General features: G+C 75.2%; 17 protein-coding genes. 10 read left to right on the top strand and 7 right to left on the bottom strand.

What is annotated here, in order from left to right; all coding sequences use genetic code 11:
• Positions 1–9 precede the first annotated feature (9 nt).
• The 5 genes from CP974_RS29410 (at position 10) to CP974_RS03025 (ending at position 2366) form a co-directional block, all read left to right on the top strand.
• The gene (locus CP974_RS29410) at positions 10–168 is read left to right on the top strand and encodes a hypothetical protein (protein WP_158100686.1); all 159 of its coding nucleotides are present in this window, start codon (positions 10–12) and stop codon (positions 166–168) included.
• Between the two features lie 291 nt (positions 169–459).
• On the top strand, positions 460–981 hold the full coding sequence (locus tag CP974_RS03040) for a DUF6879 family protein (RefSeq protein WP_031130115.1): 522 nt from the start codon (positions 460–462) through the stop codon (positions 979–981).
• 16 nt (positions 982–997) lie between these two features.
• Entirely contained in the window at positions 998–1849 is an 852-nt protein-coding gene (locus CP974_RS03035) for a helix-turn-helix domain-containing protein (protein ID WP_031130116.1), read from the top strand.
• 89 nt (positions 1850–1938) lie between these two features.
• Positions 1939–2154: a hypothetical protein gene (locus CP974_RS03030; RefSeq protein ID WP_223844342.1), complete on the top strand. Its 216-nt coding sequence runs from the start codon at positions 1939–1941 to the stop codon at positions 2152–2154.
• Positions 2151–2366, top strand: coding sequence for a hypothetical protein (locus CP974_RS03025; protein ID WP_031130117.1), 216 nt, complete (start codon positions 2151–2153; stop codon positions 2364–2366). The genes CP974_RS03030 and CP974_RS03025 overlap by 4 nt, the downstream gene beginning before the upstream one ends.
• Before the next feature lie 92 nt (positions 2367–2458).
• Here CP974_RS03025 and CP974_RS03020 read toward each other — a convergent pair whose 3' ends face one another.
• On the bottom strand, positions 2459–2881 hold the full coding sequence (locus tag CP974_RS03020) for a CoA-binding protein (protein ID WP_031130118.1): 423 nt from the start codon (positions 2879–2881) through the stop codon (positions 2459–2461).
• A gap of 190 nt (positions 2882–3071) precedes the next feature.
• Between CP974_RS03020 and CP974_RS03015 the strand changes: the two genes are divergently transcribed.
• The gene (locus tag CP974_RS03015; protein WP_031130119.1) at positions 3072–3500 is read left to right on the top strand and encodes a DUF3291 domain-containing protein; all 429 of its coding nucleotides are present in this window, start codon (positions 3072–3074) and stop codon (positions 3498–3500) included.
• Positions 3501–3509: 9 nt separating this feature from the next.
• Complete coding sequence (locus CP974_RS03010) at positions 3510–4136, top strand: YigZ family protein (RefSeq protein WP_031130120.1); 627 nt, start codon at positions 3510–3512, stop codon at positions 4134–4136.
• Between the two features lie 105 nt (positions 4137–4241).
• On the opposite strand, the gene CP974_RS03005 is transcribed toward CP974_RS03010, so the two are convergent.
• Genes CP974_RS03005 through CP974_RS02990 form a run of 4 tightly spaced genes read right to left on the bottom strand, consistent with a single transcriptional unit; the run spans position 4242 to position 7012 of the window.
• Complete coding sequence (locus tag CP974_RS03005) at positions 4242–5129, bottom strand: cytochrome c biogenesis CcdA family protein (protein WP_031130121.1); 888 nt, start codon at positions 5127–5129, stop codon at positions 4242–4244.
• Positions 5122–5916 carry a DsbA family protein gene (locus CP974_RS03000; RefSeq protein WP_031130122.1) on the bottom strand — a complete coding sequence of 265 codons (795 nt, stop codon included), beginning with the start codon at positions 5914–5916 and terminating at the stop codon, positions 5122–5124. The genes CP974_RS03005 and CP974_RS03000 overlap by 8 nt, the downstream gene beginning before the upstream one ends.
• A gap of 59 nt (positions 5917–5975) precedes the next feature.
• Complete coding sequence (locus CP974_RS02995) at positions 5976–6497, bottom strand: hypothetical protein (protein WP_031130123.1); 522 nt, start codon at positions 6495–6497, stop codon at positions 5976–5978.
• A 56-nt stretch (positions 6498–6553) separates the two neighbouring features.
• A complete protein-coding gene (locus tag CP974_RS02990) occupies positions 6554–7012 on the bottom strand; it encodes a hypothetical protein (protein ID WP_031130124.1) in 459 nt (152 codons plus the stop codon).
• 397 nt (positions 7013–7409) lie between these two features.
• Here CP974_RS02990 and CP974_RS02985 point away from each other — a divergent pair, with 397 nt between their 5' ends.
• Positions 7410–8585, top strand: coding sequence for an exonuclease SbcCD subunit D (locus tag CP974_RS02985; RefSeq protein ID WP_031130125.1), 1176 nt, complete (start codon positions 7410–7412; stop codon positions 8583–8585).
• Positions 8582–11755, top strand: coding sequence for an AAA family ATPase (locus CP974_RS02980; protein ID WP_085921453.1), 3174 nt, complete (start codon positions 8582–8584; stop codon positions 11753–11755). Before CP974_RS02985 ends, CP974_RS02980 begins: the two co-directional genes overlap by 4 nt.
• Positions 11756–11921: 166 nt before the next feature.
• On the opposite strand, the gene CP974_RS02975 is transcribed toward CP974_RS02980, so the two are convergent.
• Positions 11922–12368: an Lrp/AsnC family transcriptional regulator gene (locus CP974_RS02975; RefSeq protein WP_031130127.1), complete on the bottom strand. Its 447-nt coding sequence runs from the start codon at positions 12366–12368 to the stop codon at positions 11922–11924.
• Positions 12369–12471: 103 nt separating this feature from the next.
• Here CP974_RS02975 and CP974_RS02970 point away from each other — a divergent pair, with 103 nt between their 5' ends.
• On the top strand, positions 12472–13005 hold the full coding sequence (locus tag CP974_RS02970) for a rhodanese-like domain-containing protein (RefSeq protein WP_031130129.1): 534 nt from the start codon (positions 12472–12474) through the stop codon (positions 13003–13005).
• 167 nt (positions 13006–13172) lie between these two features.
• On the opposite strand, the gene CP974_RS02965 is transcribed toward CP974_RS02970, so the two are convergent.
• Positions 13173–14855, bottom strand: coding sequence for a DUF885 domain-containing protein (locus CP974_RS02965; RefSeq protein WP_031130130.1), 1683 nt, complete (start codon positions 14853–14855; stop codon positions 13173–13175).
• Positions 14856–15203 lie beyond the last annotated feature (348 nt).

Genomic DNA, 15203 nt, shown 5'->3' with positions numbered 1-15203 from the left:
GAGAACCCCATGGACCTCACCAAGCCCGCGAAGGCCCTTCCCGTCGAGTGTGCGTACTGTGGGGCGACCGTTCCCCAGAAGCCCGGCGCCGGGCGCGTGCGACGCTTCTGCACGCCCCACCACGGCGCCGCCTACCGCCACCGCCTGCGCGTCCTCGGGTGGGCCTGACGCAACCTTGACGGCCCCCTCGGGGTGCGGGAGTGTGCGTAGAACGGCATGGAACTTGCAAGCCCAAGGGAGGGAACCCGGTGTTACATTTCGTGTCCAAAGATCCTGAAACGAACGGGTCGCAGTGCCCGACGGTGTGGGTAGACGACGAGGCAGGCGAGATCGTCGTTCAAGGGTGGAAGGCGGGGGAGGCGCTGTTAGCTCAGTGCTTGGAGACGGGGCCTATCCCGGACACAGAGGCGGTCGTGCGGCTCCCCATCCGCATGGTGTCGGTACTGAGGGAGGCGTGCGATGTCGCGGACCGACTTGGCGTTCGTTGACCTCCTGGCCAACGCTCGTCGCTCGGCTGTCCACCTGGAGCTACGCGACTCATACGGCATCGACGGAGAGGCAGCGGAGTTCACGGCGTGGCGCAACGGATGGCGTCCCGACCCGGACCCGTCAACGTGGTGGAACGACTTCCACACGTGGGTACGCGACGCCACGAAGCGGGGCGTCGTCGTCCGGCGGGCGCGGGTCGTCTCAGAGCCCGTGAGCGACTACATCCGCTACGAGCACGCGTGCACCTTCCAGAACATTGCGGCGGGGGAGTCAGTGCGCTGGCTGTCTCGTCGCAAAGCGTCCGACGTCGCCCTTCCCGGTAACGACTTCTGGCTCTTCGACGGGTCCCTGATCATGTGGAACCACTTCACTGGCGACGGCGCGTCGGCCGGACCCGAGTTGGACGACCGCCCCGACGTGGCCAAGCTGTGCGCGTCCGCATTCGAAGCCGTGTGGGAGCGCGCGACGCCGCACGAGGACTACCGGGTCTGACGGAGCGCCACCAACCATGCCCGCAAACCCGTCATCGAGCGTCGAAGCAGCGCGTAAGGCGCTCGCAGGTCGACTGCGGGAGATACGCAAAGATGCCGGCCTCACCGCGCGTGCTGTCGCGGTCGGGGCCGGCTGGTACCCGTCCAAGGTGTCACGGCTGGAGAACGCCACCACGCCCCCCTCTGACGCAGATATCCGGACGTGGTGCCACGTCTGCGGGGCGCCGGACGAGGCGCCCGACCTCATAGCGGCGGCACGGACGGCTGACAGCATGTACGTCGAGTGGCGCCGCTTGCAGCGCACCGGGCTACGCCGGCTGCAAGAGTCGTACGTCGAGCTCTATGAACGCACACAGGTGTTCCGGACCTACTGCGCCAACGTGGTCCCTGGCGTGTTGCAGACGCACGCCTACGCCACCGGCCTGATGCGCTCCATCGCACAGTTCCATGAGACCCCCGACGACGTGGCCGACGCCGTAGAAGCGCGCCTGAGGCGGTCGGAGAACGTGGTGAGGAAAGGCGCCCACCGCTTCGCGCTGGTGCTGGAGGAATCCGTATTGCGCCATCGCGTCGGCAGCGCCGAGGACATGGCGGGGCAACTCGGCTACCTCCTCTCCGCCATGGCCCTTCCCTCTGTCTCCCTGGGAATCATCCCGTTCACCGCGGAACGGCGCATGTGGATGATCGAGACGTTCACCGTCTACGACGAGGGGCAAGCAGAAGTGGAGTTGCTGACGGCGCGCGTAAACGTCACTGCGCCGACTGAGGTTCGTCAGTACCTCAACGCCTTCACTGAGTTCTCTCGCCTCGCCGTGTACGGGGCGGACGCACGGGCCCGCATCACAGCCGCTATCGACGCACTGGGCTAACGGCCGTGGAACTTCGTAGAACGTCCTCGCGCTCACCGTGCGCGTCTCCGTAGCGTCATCCACAAGACGACACGGAGAGGGTGAGCGCGATGACGTCACGGGCAACTGGACTGTCCGACCCGGTGTTCGTAGGGCTTCCCGGCCCCGACCCCGTACCGGCGCCCGGATGCGACGTGTGTGCGGCGCTCCACAAGCAGTGGAAGCAGGCCAGCGACCCGACAAGTCCCGCGCGCAACCCGTCGCACGCCGTAGACCTCGCCATCGAGATGCGGCGCCACCCCCACCCGCGGGCCGGCGCCCGTTGAGCGCCGACGAGGCCGCGTTCCTCGGCGCACTGCGCGACGAGGTGAGCCGCTGGCAGGACGTCGAAGTCGCGTGGATGCAGGACGTCATACGCCAGGCAGGCACGCTCCGCGCGGCTGTCCAGCGCATCGCACGCGACGGCCTGGCAGCGCACGCACAGCGCGTGGACTACCGCGCCCCCGAACGGACGGAGCACGGCGACGCCGATGGGTGAGGCATAACGGCTCCCCGCGCTCCGTCTACCGCCCCGGTTGCCCTCTCCCCCCGTGGAGGGTGACCGGGGCTTCCACATGCTTGCGACCTGCGTCACCCCTCTGTGCGGTAACCTAGGGACTTAAGCTCGATCGCCGGGCACCGGTCCATCACCATGTCGAGCCCGGCCGCCCGGGTCCGCGCGTACGCCTCCTCGTCCACCACGCCGAGCTGGAACCAGACCGCCTTGGCGCCCTTCGCCACCGCCTGGTCCGCGATGCCGCCGGCCAGCTCGCTGTGGACGAACACGTCCACCACGTCCACCGGGAAGGGGATGTCCGCCAGCGTGGCGTACCCCTGCTCGCCGTGCACGGTCTCGGCCTTCGGGTGGACCGGCACGACCCGCTTGCCGAACCGCTGGAGCACGCGCGCCACGCCGTAGGCCGCCCGCGAGCGGTTGGTGGACAGGCCGACCACCGCCCAGGTGTCGCCCGACTCGGTGAGGATCCTGCGGATGGTCTCCGTGTCGCCGTACACGCGCCCGTCTCCTGCCTGCCGGTGGGCCGCCGCTCGGCCCGCTCCGCCCATGATCAACCCGCGCGCCGCGCCGCGCATTCCGCGGGGCCGGTTCCCTCGACGGATGGATAGTGGCACTATCTGCTTATAGATACCGCCACTCTCCATGTGGAGAGGCGGCCGTGCCCGGCCGACCGAGAGGACCCCCGCCATGCCGACCCTGCCCTGGACCGTGCCGAACCCGGCCCCCGCACACGCCCCCGTGGTGGTCATGGCCTCCCGCTTCGAGGTCCGCTCCCTCCGGGACGTGCCGCGCTTCCTCCTGAGGTCGCTCGCCGCCTGGCGCCAGGTGCGCACCGCGCCCGGCGCCCACGGGGCCTCGCTCGTGGCCCGCCCGTGGCGGCGGACGTTCTACACGCTCTCCGCCTGGCGCGACCGCGACGCCCTCCACGCCTACGCCCGCACCGAACCCCATCGCGGGATCATGCGGGAGCTCCGCTCCACGATGCGCGACTCCACCTTCACCTACTGGGAGACCACCGCCGGTGAGCTGCCGGTCTCCTGGGAGGAGGCCCTGCGCCGCCTCGCCGAGCAGGCCGCCCGCGACACCGCCGAAGGGACGGGGGCAGGGCGGGCATAGGGTGGCGGAATGCAGGAGCAGTACCTGACGGTGGCCCGCGAGGGCGTCCACGAGACCGAGATCAACCGCTCGCGCTTCCTCTGCGCGCTGGCCCCCGCCGCGACGGAGCGGGAGGCCCAGGACTTCGTGGCACGCGTCCGCCGCGAGCACCCCACCGCCACCCACAACTGCTTCGCGTACGTCATCGGCGCCGACGCGGCCGTCCAGAAGGCGAGCGACGACGGGGAGCCGGGCGGCACCGCCGGCGTGCCGATGCTCCAGATGCTGCTGCGGCGCGACGTGCGGTACGTCGCCGCCGTCGTCACCCGCTACTACGGCGGCGTGAAGCTCGGCGCGGGCGGCCTCATCCGCGCCTACGGCGGCTGCGTCGGCGAGGCCCTCGACGCGATCGGCACCGTGACGCGCCGCCGCTACCGGCTCGCCACCGTCACCGTCGACCACCAGCGGGCCGGCAGGCTCCAGAACGACCTGCGCGCCACCGGCCGCTCCGTCCGCGACGTACGGTACGCCGACGCCGTACGGATCGAGGTGGGCCTGCCCGACGCCGACGTGGACGCCTTCCGCGGCTGGCTCGCCGACGCCACCGCCGGAACGGCCACCCTGGAACTCGGCGGAGAGGCGTACGGGGACGGCTGACGCGTACAGGGACACGGCTGACGCGTACGGGGACGGCTGACGCGTACGGCGGCGCCCGGTGTCCCGGGAGGATCCTTGGCGGGTCCTCCCGGGACACGCGTGAGATCAGCGGTGTTCCTCCACGGTGCCGTCCGCGCGGGCGCGCTCCGCCGGCGGGTGCCGCTCCTCCTTCCGTCCGGGCCGGGTGCGCAGCAGGACGGCGAGGGCCGCGGCGGCCGCGACCGCGGCCAGGCCGAGCAGCAGGGTGCGGTCGGGGACCGCGCCCGCCCATCGGGACAGCCGTTCCTCCCAGGCGAACTCCGCGTCCACTCCCATCGGGGACGGCAGTGCGGAGGTGCCGTCGAAGGCCAGGAAGAGCACGCCGAGCAGGATGAACATCGTGCCGCCGGCCAGGGAGGTGGTGTGCAGCGGCACTGTGCCGAGGTGGACCACCCGTCCACGCAGCCATGGCCGGCGCCCGAGGTCGTAGCGGTCCCACAGTGCGGCCAGGACGAACATCGGCACCGCCATGCCCAGGGCGTAGACGGCCAGCAGCGCACCGCCCCGCCAGGGGGCGCCGCCCATGGCCGCGACGGTCAGGACGGCGCCCAGGATCGGCCCGGCGCAGAAGCCCGCCAGGCCGTAGACCGCGCCCAGTGCCAGCACGGAGGCCGCGGAGCCGGAGCGGCGTCTCCCGGCGGCCTGCTGCAGACGGCGTGAGCCGAATCCCCGGCCCAGCACCTGGGCCACGCCGAGCGCGATGACCAGCCAGCCGCCTGCCGTGACCAGGGTGTCCCGGTGCCCGTGGAAGAGCCGCCCGGCGAAGGAGCCGGCCACCCCCAGCGGCACCAGGGTGAGGCAGAGTCCGGCGTAGAAGAGTGCCGTGCGGCCCAGGAGGCGGGCGCTGCCGGCGAAGGAGTACGCGAAGAAGGCCGGCAGCAGCAGGGCCGAGCAGGGGCTGAGCAGGGCCAGCAGGCCGCCGAGGAAGGCGACCAGCACGCCCGGGTCACTCATCGCCGTCCTCCTGCTGCCGTGCCTGCTCGGCGGCCTCGTCGATGATGTCGGTGAAGACGTCGGTGGGCTGGGCGCCGAGTACCGGCCGGCCGTTGATCAGGAAGGCCGGGGTGCTCGTGACCCCGATGCCGTAGCCCTCCTCGGTGTCGCGGGTGACCGCCCGGTGGGCGGCGTCGGAGGCCATGTCCTTCTCGAACCGCGCGAGGTCCTCGACGCCGGCCTTCCGGGCCATGGCGGTGAGCTTGTCCTCGCTGAAGTCGCCCGCGTTGCGGCGCCGCGGCTCGGCGTAGGCCGTGTCGTGGAACTGCCAGAAGCGGTTCTGCTGTCCGGCGGCCCAGCCGGCTCGCGCGGCCTGGTCCGACTCGACTCCGAAGACGGGGAAGTTGCGCCACTCGATGCGCAGGACGCCCTTGTCGACGTAGTCGCGGACCAGGTCCGGCTTGGTCTCGCGGGCGAACCGGCCGCAGAAGGGGCACTGGAAGTCGGAGTACTCGATCAGCACGACGGGCGCGTCGGGGCTGCCGAGGGCGAGCGGGTCGGCGCCGTCCCGGCGGGCCAGGCCGAGCAGTTCCGGGTTCGCCGGCTCCTGAGCCTCGGGGGTCGACACCGTGGCGGGGGCGGCGGTGCCGCCCCCGGAGCCGTCGCGGCCGAGGGCGAGGGCGAGAACGGCGGTCACGACGGCGGCGGCCGGCACGACCGCGGCGAGGACGCGCCGGGTGCGACCGGGGCGTGGCCGCCCGGTGCGCGAGGACGCGGGTGTTCCGGGTGTTCCGGATGTTCCGGGCATGGTGATGCTCCGAGAGTGAGGTAGGACGAAGAGGGGGGTCCGCGGGAGCGGCGAAACGCTCAGCGGCGGACGGGCGCGGGGCACACGTCGGCTGTGGAGAGCCTGCGCAGTGCCGCCTCGGCCAGCAGGGCGAGGGAGAGGACGGCCACCAGCGGCTGCAGCGGGGCCCAGTAGGTCAGGGCACCGGAGGCGCCCAGCAGGACCAGGACGAGTTTGTTGCAGACGGGGCACCCCACCGCCAGCAGCGACAGCAGACCGCCGACCGACCCGAGCCGTCCGGCGGCCTTCGCGGACGGATCGCCGTGGTCCTCCGGCGCGCCCGAGCCGTCGGGACCGCCGTGCGGCAGCCTGAGGAAGGTGGCCAGGACGAGTCCGGCGAGCACCGCGGTGGCGGCGAGGACGGGGTGGTTCCACCACTGGACGGGGACGGAACGGGAGAACAGGGGCGAGGGCACCACCGCGGTGGGTACGCCCACCAGCACCGTGGTCAGTGCGGCGCCGCCCGCGGCGGCGACCCACTGCGGGGACCGCCACGCGCGAAGCGTCGCTCCCGCCCGGCGGAAGGACCGAGAGGAGGGCATGGGCAAGGGACTCCGTTTTCGCTGAGGAGGTGAAGGGACACGGCGCGCGGGCCGGTCTAGATCCTCAGGACGGAGAGTCGGACCAGGTCGGGTGCGGGTGGCGCGGACCCCGGTCCCGCGAACGCGGGGCCCGGCCCTGTCGGCGCGGCCGGTGTCCGGCGTTCTTCGCTTCCCGTGGTCGGCAGCGGCGCGGACGGACGGGAGGCGTCGTGGGCGGAGGCGATGTCGAGGGCGGTCTGCTTGCCGCAGTGCCCGGCGTCCGGCGACGCGGGGGCGGTCGCCTCGTGGAGGGCAGCGGCGTCACCGACGTCGACGCTGCCCCGCTCCGCGGTGGCCCCGCTGACGAGGGGCAGCCCTGCCGCGTGCCGTACGTCGGCTGTGGCGGTGGCCGAGGCCGGTACGGACTCCGCCGCGGACTGCCCGACCGCGCACAGGGACGAGGCCAGCACGGCGACCAGCACCATGACGCAGCGCAGCACGGAACCGGCTGTGTGGCGCGAAGAGGGCACGGTCATCGTGAGGACTCCGGGAGGCGGTACCGCGTGCGACGGCCACCATAGGGCATACGGGCGGGGGTATGCACCCGTGGTTCGGGAAGGAGCCGTCCACGCCGAGCTCCGACCGTACCGGGCGGCCCTGGCGCGGACCGGGCCGGCGGGCCGGAGCATCGTCGGCCGTCCACCGCGCCGCCCGGCGTGGAGCCGCGGCGATCCGCTCAGCCCCGTCTCACGCACGCTCGCCACGCGGAGACCCCGCTGTCCGGGGGCGGGCGGGGAGAGCCCGCGGAGTCACGATGTGAGGTCAGTGGTCGACCGGGTACCGGCAGGCGCTAGCGTGGAGGGCGCCCGGCCCGGGCCCCCGTGCCGGCCTTCGGGATGTCACCGGGAGAAACATGCAGGTCAGGGCCGTCTTATGAGATTGCTGCACACATCGGACTGGCACCTGGGCCGGTCCTTCCACCGCGTCGGGCTCCTCGACGCCCAGGCCGCCTTCCTCGACCACCTCGTCGCCACCGTCCGGGAGCACGACGTGGACGCCGTCCTCGTCGCGGGGGACGTGTACGACCGGGCCATCCCGCCGCTCGCCGCCGTCGAACTGTTCGACAGCACCCTGCACCGGCTCGCCGAGGCGGGCGTGCCCACCGTGATGATCTCCGGCAACCACGACTCGGCCCGCCGCCTCGGCGTCGGCGCCCGCCTCATCGAGCGCGCCGGCGTCCACCTGCGCACCGACCCCGGTGGCATCGGCACGCCCGTCCTCCTCCCCGACCCGCCCCACGGCGACGTCGCCGTCTACGGGCTGCCCTACCTGGAACCGGCCCTCGTCCGCGAGCGCCTCGGCGCGGCCAGGAGCCGCCACCAGGCGGTACTCGCCGCCGCCATGGACCGCGTCCGCGCCGATCTGGCCGCCCGCCCCGCGGGCACCCGGTCCGTCGTCCTCGCCCACGCCTTCGTGACCGGCGGCGAGACCAGCGACAGCGAGCGCGACATCACCGTCGGCGGCGTCGCCTCCGTGCCCGCCGCCGTCTTCGACGGCGTGGACTACGTGGCCCTCGGCCACCTGCACGGCGCGCAGGCCCTCACCCACCGCGTCCGCTACTCCGGCTCCCCGCTCGCCTACTCGTTCTCCGAGTGGCGGCACCGCAAGACGATGTGGCTCGTCGACCTCGCCCCCGGCGGGGAGGTCACCGCCGAGCGGGTCGACTGCCCCGTACCGCGCCGCCTCGCCCGCCTCCGCGGCCGCCTGGAGGACCTCCTCGCCGACCCGGCGCTCGACCGCCACGAGGACGCCTGGGTCGAGGCCGTCCTCACCGACCCGGTACGCCCCGCCGAGCCCATGGCGCGGCTCACCCGGCGCTTCCCGCACACCCTCGCCCTGACCTTCGAGCCCGAGCGGTCCGACGACCCCGACGGCCACCTCTCCTACGCCCGCCGCCTGCACGGGCGCACCGACCAGCAGATCGCGGAGGACTTCGTGGCCCACGTCCGCGGCGCCGGACCCGACGCCCACGAACGGGCCGCCCTGCGCGGCGCCCTCGACGACGTACGCGCCGGGCTCGCCGCACGCGAGGGCGAGGTGGGCAGGTGAGGCTCCACCGGCTCCGCGTCACGGCGTTCGGCCCCTTCGCCACGGCCCAGGAGGTCGACTTCGACGCGCTCTCCTCCGCCGGGCTCTTCCTCCTGCACGGCGCGACCGGGGCGGGCAAGACCTCCGTCCTCGACGCGGTCTGCTTCGCCCTGTACGGCTCCGTCCCCGGCGCGCGGCAGGCGCCCGGCACCTCCCTGCGCAGCGACCACGCGCCGGCGGGCACCGCCACCGAGGTCGTGCTCGACCTCACCGTCGCCGGCCGCCGACTGGAGATCACCCGGCGCCCCGCCCAGCCCCGCCCCAAGAAGCGCGGACGCGGACACACCGTCGAGAAGGCCCAGTCCTGGCTGCGCGAGTACGACGCCGAGGCCGCCGCCTGGAAGGACCTCAGCCGCTCGCACCAGGAGATAGGGGAGGAGGTCACCCGGCTCATCGGCATGAGCCGCGACCAGTTCTGCCAGGTCGTGCTCCTGCCGCAGGGCGACTTCTCCCGCTTCCTGCGCGCCGACGCCGAGGCGCGCGGCAAGCTCCTCGGGCGGCTGTTCGACACCCGCCGCTTCGCCGCCGTCGAGGAACGCCTCGCCGAACTGCGCCGCGCCGCCGAGCAGCGCGTCCGCGAGGGGGACCAGAGGCTCCTCGCCCTGGCCCACCGCATGGCGCAGGCCGCCGGCGACGCCGCGGCGGGCTGGCCGGCACCCGACGGCGCACCGGGCGACCCCGGTCTCGCCGACGCCGTCCTCGGCTGGGCCGCCGTCGCCCGGTCCGGTGCCCGCGAGGCCCTCGACACCGCCCGCCTCGCCCTCACCGCGGCCGAGGAGCGCCAGGGCTCCGCCCGCCGCGCCCTCGACGCCGAGCACGAGCGCGCCGCCCTGCGCGAACGCCACGAGGACGCCCGCCGCCGCGCCGCCGCCCTCGAGGAGCGCCGGGCCGAGCACGACGCGTGGCAGGCCCGCCTGGACGAGTCCCGCAAGGCGGAGCGCGTCGCCGGCCCGCTCGACCAGCGCGACCGGGCGGAGCGGGAGCACCGCGAGGCCGACGCCGCCCGTGCCCGCGCGCTCACCGCGCTCGCGGCGCTCACCGGGCCCGCCACCGGCTCCGGCGCCACCGACTCCGGAGCGGGAGCCTTCGGCGCGGGAACCTTCGGCGCGGGCGCCGTCGACCCCGACGCCGGGCCCGCCCTCGACCCCTTCGACGCCGGACCGGAGGCGCTGGCCGGCCTCGCCCGGGCCCGCCGCCGCGACCTGGGCGCCCTCGACGCGGCCCGCCGCGCCGAGCGGCGACTCGCGGACATCGCCCGCGAGCGCGCCGAACTCGACCGGCAGGCCCGCGCCGACGACGAGGCCCTCCAGGAGGCCGTCTCCTGGCTCGACGGCTGGGACGGCATTCGGCGGGCGCTCACCGCCCGTGTGGACGCCGCCGGCGAGGCCGCCACTCGAGCCGAGCACCTCGCCGGGCGGCTCGCCCCGGCCCGCCGCCGCCTGGACGCGGCCCGCCGCCGGGACGCCCTCGCCGCCGACGCGGCCGGCGTCGCCGCACGGCTCGCGACCGCCCGCGAGGCCGCCAACGCCGCCCACGAGACCTGGCTCGCCCTGCGGGAGCGGCGGCTGCGCGGCATCGCCGCCGAACTCGCCGCCCACCTGGAGGACGGCGTCCCCTGCGCGGTGTGCGGCTCCGCCGAGCACCCGTCGCCCGCCCGGCCCACCGCCGACCACGTGGACCGCGCGGCGGAGGAGGGGGCGTACGCGCAGCACACGCGCGCCGCCGAGGCCCGCACCGCCGCCGAACGGGACCTCGCCCGCGTACACGAGGCGCTCGCCTCCGCCGCGGCGGAGGCCGCCGGGCACGCCCCGGGCGGGGACCAAGCCGGGGCCGCCCCCGGCGGGGCCGGGGCCGAGGGCCCTTCCGTCGCCGAACTGGCCGAGGCGGTGACCCGGCTGGAGCGCGAGGAGGCCGAGGCGCGCACCCTCGCCCGCGACGGCCATGTCGCGCGCGAGGCGCTGGAAGCCGCCGAGGCGGAGCACGCCCGGCGCGAGGAGCAGCGGCGGCGGTCGGAGGCGCTGGCCGCCGCGCGGGACTCCCGGTGCGACACGCTCGACCGGCTGCGGGCCGAGTGCGAGGCCGAACTGGCGGGTGTCCTCGGCGACGGCGGCGGCACCGTCGCGGCGCGGGCGGCCGCCCTGGAGCGCGAGGTGTCCGCCCTGGAGGCCGCCGCCGAGGCCGTACGGGCCGCGGAGTCGGCGGCGCGGCGGCTGAAGGAGGCCGACGGGCGGCTGGCGGACGCCGCGTACCGGGCCGGGTTCGCCACCCCGGCCGCCGCGGCGGCGGCCCTCCTGGAGGACACCGCCCGGCGCGGCCTCCAGCACCGGGTCGACGCCTGGCAGGCCGAGGCCGCCGTGGTCGCCGACCGCCTGGCGGACGCCGCCGCCCGCGCCGCCGCCGAGGGCCCGCCCGCCGACGTCGCCGCGGCGGCGGCCGCCCACGACGCGGCCGAGCGCGCCGTACGCGGGGCCACCACCGCCCTCGCCGCCCACCGCGAGCGGTGCGCCGCGCTCGACCGGCTCTCCGCGCGCGTGGCCGACGAGGTCCGCGTCCTGGGACCGCTGCGCACGGAGTACGACCGGGTGGCCCGGCTGGCGGCGCTCACCGCCGGGACGTCCGCCGAGAACGAGCGGCGGATGCGCCTGGAGTCGTACGTCCTCGCCGCCCGCCTCGAACAGGTCGCCGCCGCCGCCACGGTGCGGCTCCAGCGCATGTCGTCCGGCCGCTACACGCTGGTCCACTCCGACGCCCGCACCGGCACCAAGCGCGCCGGGCTGGGCCTGCACGTGGTCGACGCGTGGACCGGCGGCGAGCGCGACACGGCCACGCTCTCCGGCGGCGAGACGTTCTTCGCGTCGCTCGCCCTGGCGCTCGGCCTCGCCGACGTCGTCACCGACGAGGCGGGCGGCGTACGGCTCGACACCCTCTTCATCGACGAGGGCTTCGGCAGCCTCGACGAGCACACGCTGGACGAGGTGCTGGACGTGCTGGACTCGCTGCGCGAGCGGGACCGCAGCGTCGGCATCGTCAGCCACGTCGCCGACCTGCGCCGCCGCATCCCGGCCCAGCTGGAGGTCGTCAAGGGGCGCGGCGGCTCGCGGGTGCGGCTGCGGACGGGCGACGGCGGCTGAGGGCGAGGCGGTCCGGCGGTTCGGGTGGTCCGGCGGCTCGGGTGGTCCGCCGGCTTCGGCGGGGCGGCTTCGGCGGCGCCGCGGCCGGGGATGCTCGGGGGCCTCGGCGGCGCCGCGGCTGGGAAGGCTCGGGGGCCCGGGCGGACCGGCGGACGGAGACGGGCCGTCAGCGGCCGACCGCGCGGCGGGGCAGGGGCGACGAGTACACGACACTCGTCGTCACCGACCCCAGGGCGCCGATCCGGCCCGCCACCTCCTCCAGGTGCCGCATCGACCGGGCGGCCACCTTCAGGACGAAGCAGTCGTCGCCGGTGACGTGGTGCGCCTCCAGCACCTCCGGCGTCGCCTCCAGCAGGTCGTGGAAGGGCTTGTAGTTGCCGTGGGGGTAACGCAGCCGGACGAAGGCGAGGACCGGCAGGCCCAGCGCCTCGGTGTCCACGACCGCCGCGTACCCGGTGATCACACCGGCCTCCTCCAGCCTGCGGACCCGCTCGGTCACGGCGCTCGGCGACATCGACACGGCCCGTGCCAGCTCGGCGAAGCTCGCCCGGCCGTCGGCCTGGAGGAGCTGGAGTATGCGCCAGTCGGTGGCGTCCGGCGAGAATCCCGTCATGGACGAGGAATAGCAGGGGAATCCCCGGCGGAACAAGGTCACGGCCATGGATCGCCTCTTCAGGCGGGGTGATCACCGGCCGTAGGTTTCCCGCATGGACACCATGCCGCAGACCCCCGCCTCCGCTCCCGCCCCTGCCTCCGCTCCCGGTGCCACCTCCGGCACCGTCCCCGGCGCCGGGGGCGTGCTGGGCGTGCCGCCCGCCGCGCCGGAGGCCGCCGCCGCGTACTTCGCCGCGAGCCTCGCCTTCCACACCGACGCCTCCGACGTGGCCGCCGCCCTCGCGGCGGAGGGCGACCCCGGCTTCGCCCTCCTGGACTCCCGCTCCGCCGAGGCGTGGGACCAGGGGCACGTCCCCGGCGCCGTCCACCTGCCGACCGCCCTCGTCCCCGAGCGGGCCGAGCTGCTGCTCGACAAGGCCGTACCGGTCGTCACCTACTGCTGGGGGCCCGGCTGCGACGGCGCCACCCGCGCGGCCCTCGCCCTCTCCCGCCTCGGCTACCGGGTCAAGACGATGTTCGGCGGCTTCGAGTACTGGGCGCGGGAGGGCTTCCCGTACGAGACGGCGGAGGGCCTGCGGCGCCAGGACGCCGACCCGCTCACCGCTCCGGTCGCCGCCGCTGCCTGCGGCTGCTGAACCCCCCGGCGGGTGCGCGCCTCTCGGGGCGCGCACCCGCCGCACGCGCGCCGGCTCCGGGCTCCGGTGGCTTCCGGGACGCGTACGACGTACGGCATGCGTACGGCATGCGTACGGCATGCGTTCGGGACGCGTGAGGGGCGCGCACGGGAGGCAGGCCGGGCGCGTCAGAGGCGGGACAGCTCCTCGACGAGGTCGTCCAGGCCGAGCGGGCCCTGGGAGAGCGCCGCCATGTGCCACTTCTTCGCGTCGAACGCGGCCCCGTGCGCCTTGCGGGCGTTCTCCCGGCCCAGCAGCCAGGCCCGTTCGCCGAGCTTGTAGCCGATGGCCTGCGCGGGCATCGACAGGTAGCGGACCATCTCGCTCTCGACGTACGCGGGCGGACGGCTGCTGTGCCGCTGGAAGAAGTCCTGCGCCAGCCCCGGCGTCCACCGCTCGCCCGGCCGGAACGGCGAGTGCGCCGGGATCTCCAGGCCCAGGTGCATGCCGATGTCCACGATCACCCGGCAGGCGCGCATCATCTGCGCGTCCAGGTAGCCGAGCCGCCGCTCCGCGTCCGGCAGGAAGCCCAGCTCGTCCATGAGCCGCTCCGCGTACAGCGCCCAGCCCTCCGCGTTGGCGCTCACCATGCCCACGGTCGCCTGGTACCGGGACAGGCTGTCCGCGACGTGCGCCCACTGCGCGAGCTGGAGGTGGTGGCCGGGCACGCCCTCGTGGTACCAGGTGGACACCAGGTCGTAGACCGGGAAGCGGGTGTCGCCGTTGACGGGCAGCCAGGTCCGGCCGGGCCGCGAGAAGTCCTCCGACGGGCCCGTGTAGTAGGGGGCGGCGGCGCTCCCGGGCGGCGCGATCCGCGACTCCACGCGCCGCACCCGGTCGGCGAGCTCGAAGTGCGTCCCGTCCAGCGCGTCGATCGCCTCGTCCATCAGCTTCTGCAGCCAGACGCGGGTCTCCTCGACGCCCTCGATGTGCGTCCCGTGCCGGTCCAGATGGGCCAGCGCCTCCCAGGGCCCGGCGCCCGGCAGGATCCGGTCGGCCTCCTCGCGCATCTCCGCGAGGATGCGGTGGTACTCGTCCCAGCCGTACGCGTACGCCTCGTCCAGGTCGAAGTCCGTGCCGTTGTGGTAGCGCGACCAGCGGGCGTACCGCTCGCGGCCCACCGTGTCGGGCGCGTCCGCGACGGCCGGCGCGTACACGTCCCGCATCCAGTCGCGCAGCTCCGCGACGGCGGCGGTCGCGCCCCGCGCCGCCGTGTCCAGCTCCGGCCGGAGGGCGGCGGGCCCCGCGGAGGCGAACTCCCCGAACCAGCCGCCCCGGCCCCCGCCCGCCCACTTGCCCAGCTGGTCGATGAAGGTCGCCGTCGCGCGCGGCCCGCCCGGCAGGCCCCGCTCGATGCCGAGGGCGAGGGACTCCCGGTAGCCGTCGAGCGCGGCCGGGACGGCCCGCAGCCGCTCGGCGACGACCGCCCAGTCCTCGTCGCTCTCGGTCGGCGTCACGGTGAACGCCATGCGGACGCTGTGTGCGGGGGAGCGGAGGTTGCCGACGGTGCGCAGGCCCTCCTGCGCGTCGTGGACGGCCAGTTCGGCGGTGAGCCGCTCCCGCAGGAGCCGTGCGCAGCGGCGCTCGGCGTCGCTGCCGGCGCCCGGCGCCCGCTCGGCCCCGTCGAGCCGGGTGAGCGTGTCGCGGGCCAGAGCGGCGATCTCCTCCTGGCCGGCGGGTGAGAAGTCGGGGAGGAGCGCGTAGCTCTCCGGCACGCCCAGGTACGTGCCGGTGACCGGGTCGAGTGCGACGAGGGCGTCCACGAAGTCGTCCGCGACCTGGCGGGGGAGAGGGCTGGGGGTATCTGGCATGCGCCCATCCTGGTACGCGGCCGGCGCCCCCGTCACCTCATTCGATCACAGTCGGCTGACAAACGAGCGGGGCGCTGCCGCGGCGCCCGACCCGGGCGTTGCGGGGGTGGCGGGAGTGACGTGTGGGGTCCGGTCGAGGGCGGCCGGGAGAGGGCCGGAGACGGGGGCGGGTGCCGTCACCATGTGCGTCCGGCAGTTGCCGCGACCCGTGCTGGACCAGTGCTGAAGGGGCGGGCGGGGCGCCGGCGGCGGGCTCGGGGGCGCGCGCGGCGGCGCGCGGGGGGTGCGGGAGGCGTGTCGCGCGGGCGAACGGCGGGCCGCGGCGCGCTCGTGCGCGCCACGGCCCGG

Origin of the sequence: Streptomyces fradiae ATCC 10745 = DSM 40063 (assembly GCF_008704425.1) — a bacterium.
Taxonomy (GTDB): Bacteria; Actinomycetota; Actinomycetes; order Streptomycetales; family Streptomycetaceae; genus Streptomyces; species Streptomyces fradiae.
The sequence above is the reverse complement of the archived record's forward strand: the minus strand, read 5'-3'. Positions and strand labels throughout refer to the sequence as shown.

Coding starts and splice junctions, on each gene's coding strand:
- CP974_RS03000 (WP_031130122.1), bottom strand. CDS start 5,916: ATGCCCGGAACATCCGGAACACCCGGAACACCCGCGTCCTCGCGCACC.
- CP974_RS02965 (WP_031130130.1), bottom strand. CDS start 14,855: ATGCCAGATACCCCCAGCCCTCTCCCCCGCCAGGTCGCGGACGACTTC.
- CP974_RS03010 (WP_031130120.1), top strand. CDS start 3,510: ATGCAGGAGCAGTACCTGACGGTGGCCCGCGAGGGCGTCCACGAGACC.
- CP974_RS02975 (WP_031130127.1), bottom strand. CDS start 12,368: ATGACGGGATTCTCGCCGGACGCCACCGACTGGCGCATACTCCAGCTC.
- CP974_RS03005 (WP_031130121.1), bottom strand. CDS start 5,129: ATGAGTGACCCGGGCGTGCTGGTCGCCTTCCTCGGCGGCCTGCTGGCC.
- CP974_RS03040 (WP_031130115.1), top strand. CDS start 460: ATGTCGCGGACCGACTTGGCGTTCGTTGACCTCCTGGCCAACGCTCGT.
- CP974_RS02985 (WP_031130125.1), top strand. CDS start 7,410: ATGAGATTGCTGCACACATCGGACTGGCACCTGGGCCGGTCCTTCCAC.
- CP974_RS03015 (WP_031130119.1), top strand. CDS start 3,072: ATGCCGACCCTGCCCTGGACCGTGCCGAACCCGGCCCCCGCACACGCC.
- CP974_RS03035 (WP_031130116.1), top strand. CDS start 998: ATGCCCGCAAACCCGTCATCGAGCGTCGAAGCAGCGCGTAAGGCGCTC.
- CP974_RS02990 (WP_031130124.1), bottom strand. CDS start 7,012: ATGACCGTGCCCTCTTCGCGCCACACAGCCGGTTCCGTGCTGCGCTGC.
- CP974_RS02995 (WP_031130123.1), bottom strand. CDS start 6,497: ATGCCCTCCTCTCGGTCCTTCCGCCGGGCGGGAGCGACGCTTCGCGCG.
- CP974_RS02970 (WP_031130129.1), top strand. CDS start 12,472: ATGCCGCAGACCCCCGCCTCCGCTCCCGCCCCTGCCTCCGCTCCCGGT.
- CP974_RS29410 (WP_158100686.1), top strand. CDS start 10: ATGGACCTCACCAAGCCCGCGAAGGCCCTTCCCGTCGAGTGTGCGTAC.
- CP974_RS03030 (WP_223844342.1), top strand. CDS start 1,939: ATGACGTCACGGGCAACTGGACTGTCCGACCCGGTGTTCGTAGGGCTT.